The organism is Chitinimonas sp., assembly GCF_041904975.1.
GTDB lineage: Bacteria > Pseudomonadota > Gammaproteobacteria > Burkholderiales > Chitinimonadaceae > Chitinimonas.
The window spans coordinates 484-5,787 of sequence record NZ_JAYRLZ010000268.1; the positions used below are offsets into that span (position 1 = coordinate 484).

Consider the following 5,304-nt stretch of genomic DNA (forward strand, 5'->3'; position numbering starts at 1 on the left):
CCACCGCCGCCCAGGTTCGTTCGATACCGATTTTTTCAACCGTGTCATCGGTATCGCGCAGGCCGGCGGTATCGATGATATGCATCGGCACTCCGTCGAGCTGGATCAGCTCGCGCACCGTGTCGCGTGTAGTGCCGGCGATATCGGTAACGATGGCGATATCTTCGCCCGCCAGTGCATTCATCAGGCTGGACTTGCCGACATTGGGCTGGCCGATCAGCACCACATGCATGCCTTCACGCAGCAGCGCACCCTGGCGGGCGGTGGCCAGCACGCTGTCCAGCTGGCTGTGAATGCTCGCCAATTTGCCGCGTGCATCGGCCGCTTCGAGGAAATCGATATCTTCCTCGGGAAAGTCGAGGGTCGCTTCCACCAGCATGCGCAGATTGATCAGCTGCTCCACCAGGCGGTGGATTTCGCCGGAGAACGCGCCAGACAGCGAACGCAATGCCGAGCGGGCGGCTGCTTCCGAGCCGGCGTCGATCAGATCAGCCACGCTTTCCGCCTGGGCCAGATCGAGCTTGTCGTTCAGAAAAGCGCGGCGGGTGAATTCGCCTGGTTCAGCCAGCCGTGCGCCCAGCTCCAGGCAGCGGCGCAGCAACATCTGCATCACCACCGGGCCGCCATGGCCCTGCAGTTCCAGCACATCTTCGCCGGTAAACGAATGCGGCGCCGGGAAAAACAGCGCCAGGCCCTGGTCGATCACCTGCCCGGCCGCATCGCAAAAACTGGCGTAATGAGCGTGGCGCGCACGCAGCGGCTTGCCTGCCAATGTTTTCGCCAAGTCCGACAGATTGCTGCCAGATACCCGCAGCACACCGACACCGCCACGACCGGGCGCGGTGGCAATGGCAACAATGGTGTCGCGGCTTGGCTGGGTATGGGTCATGGTATGGCTCATCGGAGGGTGGAGCTATGGTGGCGCATGCATGGCGCCAATCGCAAGGGCGGGCGTTATCCACAAAGCACAAGGCCCGGCAATGCCGGGCCTTGAATGCACAGATCAGCCGCGATCAGGCCTTGGCCTTGTCGGCGTTTTCGATCTGCCGGGTGATATACCACTGCTGGGCAATCGAGAAGGTGTTGTTCACCACGTAATACAGCACCAGGCCAGCCGGGAAGAACAGGAACATGAAGGAGAACACCAAGGGCATGATCTTCATCATCTTGTCCTGCATCGGGTCGGCCGATGGCGGGTTGAACAGGGTTTGCACATACATCGAAATGGCCATCAGCACCGGCAGCACATAGTAAGGGTCGGCCACCGACAGATCATGCACCCACAGCATCCACCCGGCGTGGCGCAATTCCACCACCGCCTGCAGCATATAGAACAGGCCAAGGAAAATCGGCATCTGGATCAACAGCGGCAAGCAGCCCGACAGCGGATTGGCTTTTTCCGACTTGTATAGCTCCATCACCGCCTGCTGGAACTTCATGCGGTCGTCGCCGTATTGCTCCTTCAGGCGCTGCATGCGCGGGGCCAGCTTTTTCATTTTGGCCATCGAACGGTATTGCGTGACAGCCAAGGGGTAGAACGCCAGCTTGATCAACAGGGTGAACACGACAATCGCCCAACCCCAGTTGCCAATAACGCCGTGGATCTGCGACAGCAGCCAGAACATCGGCTGGGCAATCACCTTGAAAATGCCGTAGTCCTTGACCAGATCCAGCCCCGGCGCCGCCGCTTCCAGCGCGCGGGTTTCTTCCGGACCGGCATACAGCGGCACGGACAGACTGCCGCTTGCACCCGCTGCCACGGTAGGCACCTTCACCACTGCAGCGACTTCAAACAGACCATCGGGCTTCTTTTCGACCTTGAACTGACAGTTCTTCGGCTTGCACACATTGTTGCCATTGCTGGGCGACAGCAGCCAGGCACTGGCAAAGTAATGTTGCAGCATGGCAACCCAGCCATCCTGCCCTTCCAGCACATGCTCGGCCTTGTCCTTCTCGATATCCTTGAATTCCAGCTTCTTGAACTTGCTGGCATCGGTGAAGATGGCCGGGCCGGTGAAAGTGGAGGTTCCAAAGCGCTCGTTCGAGCCCTTGGGCGGAACGCTGTCACGACGCAGGCTGAAATAGGCCGAGGTATCGAGCGCTGCGGTGCTGCCGTTATTGATCTCGTATTTCACGTCGATCACATAGCTGCCGCGCTTGAAGGTGTAGATCTTGGCGACCTTGACGCCACCGATCACCGGCGCTTCCAGACGCACCGCCACCGAATCCTTGCCGTTTTCCAGCTTGGCCTCGCTCACATCGCTGGTAAACAGGGTGCGATGGGTGGGCAGATTGGCGACATTGCCGTTGATCAAGCCAGTGAGCGCCACATAGGTATGGTCGCCGCTGTCTTGCAGCAGCACGAAAGGCTGCTTGGCATCGTCGATCTGGCCATGCTTGATCAGGCTCAGCTTGCGCAGATCGCCACCCATGGTGTCGATCTCGGCAATCACCATATCGGTAACCACCTTGATACGGCTGCCCTGCTGCAGCTTGCCATTGTCGGCCACGGCGGCAGGTACATCGGTTACCGGCTTGCCATCAGCAGTCTGGGTTTCGGCGATGGTGGCCTGAACCGGCTTCGGCGCATAGAAATGCTGCCAGCCAAACAAGATGGCAAAAGACAGCAGCACGAAAATGATAAGACGCTTGGTTTCCATATCGGAAAGTCTCGGTCGTGAAACGGTTTAGGGAGCTTCGAACACATCGCCTAGCACGGTAACTACCGTCCGTAGCTGTAGCGCAGTGAGTAAACCATTGATCTATTGCAGTTCCATCCCGAGCCCGACGCTGAGCGGGCGCCTGCGTGCATCGGCAAGCGGCGTGCAGGACGGGATCAACATCAGGGCACCGGGTCGTGTCCACAACCCCCGAAAGGGTGGCAGCGCGAAAGCCGGCGGATTGTAAGCCATCCGCCGCGCACGGTGCCATGGCGCCGCAATGCTTCGGCGGCGTACTCCGAACACGACGGCGTGAAGCGACAATTGGCGCCCAGTATCGGGCTCAATGTGTAACGGTAAACCTGGATCAGCAGGATCAGGAGGCGGGACATGGCCGATATCGATCAAGCAGGCGCAACAAAGCAGCGCGTGCCTCGCCCGCTTTTGCCCTGCACACCGGTTGCTTGGCGCGAATGATCAGGTCAAGCGCCTGCAGTTCAGCCGCATGCAGCCTGAAAGTCTCGCGGACCAGGCGCTTGATGCGATTGCGGCCTACCGCGCGCTTCACGATCTTTTTGGCGACAACGACACCAACGCGCGCCTGCCCCAGGCTGTTCGGTTTGGACCAGACCTGAAACCACGCATTGGACTGAGTGCGGCGCAAACTAAAAACGGATGAAAATTCATCCGTTTTTAACAGGCGTTGCTGCCTGGTGAAGCGATACGTCAAACGGCGATTACACCGACAGACGATGACGACCCTTGGCGCGACGTGCAGCCAGCACAGCGCGACCGCCACGAGTGCGGCTGCGGACCAGGAAGCCATGCGTGCGCTTGCGGCGAATGACGGAGGGTTGATAGGTGCGTTTCATGGCAATGCCCCTGAAGACTTAACTGGTAATGAAGAAACGTGCGATTAGACGACAAAATTCCTTTATCTGTCAACGACGTTTTTTTCCCTGCCCTGTGGATAAGCCCTGTGAAACCGACTAGAATGGGCCCCCTTTCAGTACGGATTCGCTGGTTATCCAGCAGCTGTGCATGATTCTTTCACGCCCCGCGTGACACGGCCGTACAGTCGTCTTGTTCCGACAAGCCCGCCCTGCAACCAGCGCCGTGCCAATACAAGCCTAAAAAAGTCCATGATGTCACCTGTCGAACAATTTTGGCCGAGCTGTCTTGCCCGGTTCGCCGAGGAATTGTCCGCGCAGCAATTCAACACCTGGATCAAGCCGCTCGTCTGCTCACTCGACGAAGACGCCTTGGTTCTGTACGCGCCCAACCAGTTTTCCCTGCAATTCGTCAAAGATCGCTTCATGCCGCGTATCGAGAAGTACGCTGGCGAGTATTTTGGCGAAAGCATCATGATCGAATTGCGCGTAGGCAGCAGCAAGCCGACCCGGCCGGTGCCGGTGAGCCGCCCGGCTGCGCCGGTGCAGCCCGCGCCGGATCAGGCCGAACCGATGCCGGAACCGGATTCCGACCCCGACACCCGCGTGCCGGTCAACAAGCCGGTGAGCATCCGGCCACTGGCGTCGAACGAAACCACCCGGCTCAACCCGAATTTCACCTTCGAAACCCTGGTGACCGGTAAGGCCAACCAGCTGGCGCGTGCTGCGGCGATCCAGATCGCCGAAAACCCCGGCTCTGCCTACAACCCGCTGTTTGTCTATGGCGGCGTGGGCCTGGGCAAGACGCACTTGATCCAGGCAATCGGCAACTATCTGCACCAGCACAATCCGGAAGCGAAGATCCGCTATATCCACGCCGAGCGCTATGTGGCCGACGTGGTACGAGCCTATCAGCACAAGGCGTTTGATGAATTCAAGCGCTACTACCACTCGCTGGACTTGCTGCTGATCGACGATATCCAGTTTTTCTCGGGCAAGAACCGCACCCAGGAAGAATTCTTCTACGCCTTCAATGCCCTGATCGAGGGCCATCGCCAGGTGATCATCACCTCCGATCGCTATCCGAAGGAGATCGAAGGAATCGAAGATCGGCTGATCTCGCGCTTTGGCTGGGGCCTGACTGTTGCGATCGAGCCACCGGAACTGGAAATGCGTGTGGCGATTCTGCACAAGAAAGCGGAATCAGAAGGCTTCAAGCTCGATTCCAGCGTATCTTTCTTCGTCGCCAAGCATATCCGCTCCAATGTGCGTGAGCTGGAAGGCGCCCTGAAGCGGGTGCTGGCTTATTCGCGCTTTACTGGCCAGCAGATCACCCTGGAGCTGGCCAAGGAAGCGTTGAAAGATATTCTGGCGGCTGGCAACAAGCTGATTTCGGTGGAGAACATCCAGAAAACGGTAGCGGACTTTTACAAGATCAAGGTGTCGGACATGCATTCCAAGAAGCGCACGCGCGACTTGGCACGTCCACGCCAGATCGCCATGGCACTGGCCAAGGACCTGACGCAGATGAGCCTTCCGGCCATTGGCGAGGCCTTTGGCGGGCGTGACCACACCACCGTGCTGCATGCGTGCAAAACCATCGCCACGCTGCGCCAAACCGATGCAACGATGAACCATGACTACAACGTACTTGCGCAAATCCTGCGTAACTGAGCGCCGGTATAAGGAACTGACAAAATGTGGATAAGCTTGCGTTTGGGGAAAGCGAAAAAAGCGTGCACAAATTATGCACA

The 5,304-nt window shown here is 58.7% G+C and carries 6 protein-coding genes; 1 reads left to right on the forward strand and 5 read right to left on the reverse strand.

Features of this window, described 5'->3' with window-relative positions; all coding sequences use genetic code 11:
- The 5 genes from mnmE to rpmH form a co-directional block, all read right to left on the reverse strand.
- On the reverse strand, positions 1 to 889 hold an 889-nt coding region (gene mnmE / locus ACE3OH_RS18500; protein ID WP_374356657.1), incomplete at its 3' end, for a tRNA uridine-5-carboxymethylaminomethyl(34) synthesis GTPase MnmE.
- Positions 890 to 1,013: 124 nt separating this feature from the next.
- Positions 1,014 to 2,660: a membrane protein insertase YidC gene (gene yidC, locus ACE3OH_RS18505; protein WP_374356660.1), complete on the reverse strand. Its 1,647-nt coding sequence runs from the start codon at positions 2,658 to 2,660 to the stop codon at positions 1,014 to 1,016.
- A 182-nt stretch (positions 2,661 to 2,842) separates the two neighbouring features.
- Positions 2,843 to 3,052 carry a membrane protein insertion efficiency factor YidD gene (gene yidD, locus ACE3OH_RS18510; RefSeq protein ID WP_374356663.1) on the reverse strand — a complete coding sequence of 70 codons (210 nt, stop codon included), beginning with the start codon at positions 3,050 to 3,052 and terminating at the stop codon, positions 2,843 to 2,845.
- On the reverse strand, positions 3,037 to 3,459 hold the full coding sequence (rnpA, locus tag ACE3OH_RS18515; protein ID WP_374356666.1) for a ribonuclease P protein component: 423 nt from the start codon (positions 3,457 to 3,459) through the stop codon (positions 3,037 to 3,039). Before rnpA ends, yidD begins: the two co-directional genes overlap by 16 nt.
- A complete protein-coding gene (rpmH, locus tag ACE3OH_RS18520; RefSeq protein WP_269531614.1) occupies positions 3,398 to 3,532 on the reverse strand; it encodes a 50S ribosomal protein L34 in 135 nt (44 codons plus the stop codon). The genes rnpA and rpmH overlap by 62 nt, the downstream gene beginning before the upstream one ends.
- Positions 3,533 to 3,805: 273 nt before the next feature.
- On the opposite strand from rpmH, the gene dnaA reads away from it, so the two are divergent.
- Positions 3,806 to 5,224, forward strand: coding sequence for a chromosomal replication initiator protein DnaA (gene dnaA, locus ACE3OH_RS18525; RefSeq protein WP_374356670.1), 1,419 nt, complete (start codon positions 3,806 to 3,808; stop codon positions 5,222 to 5,224).
- The last annotated feature ends 80 nt before the right edge of the window (positions 5,225 to 5,304 follow it).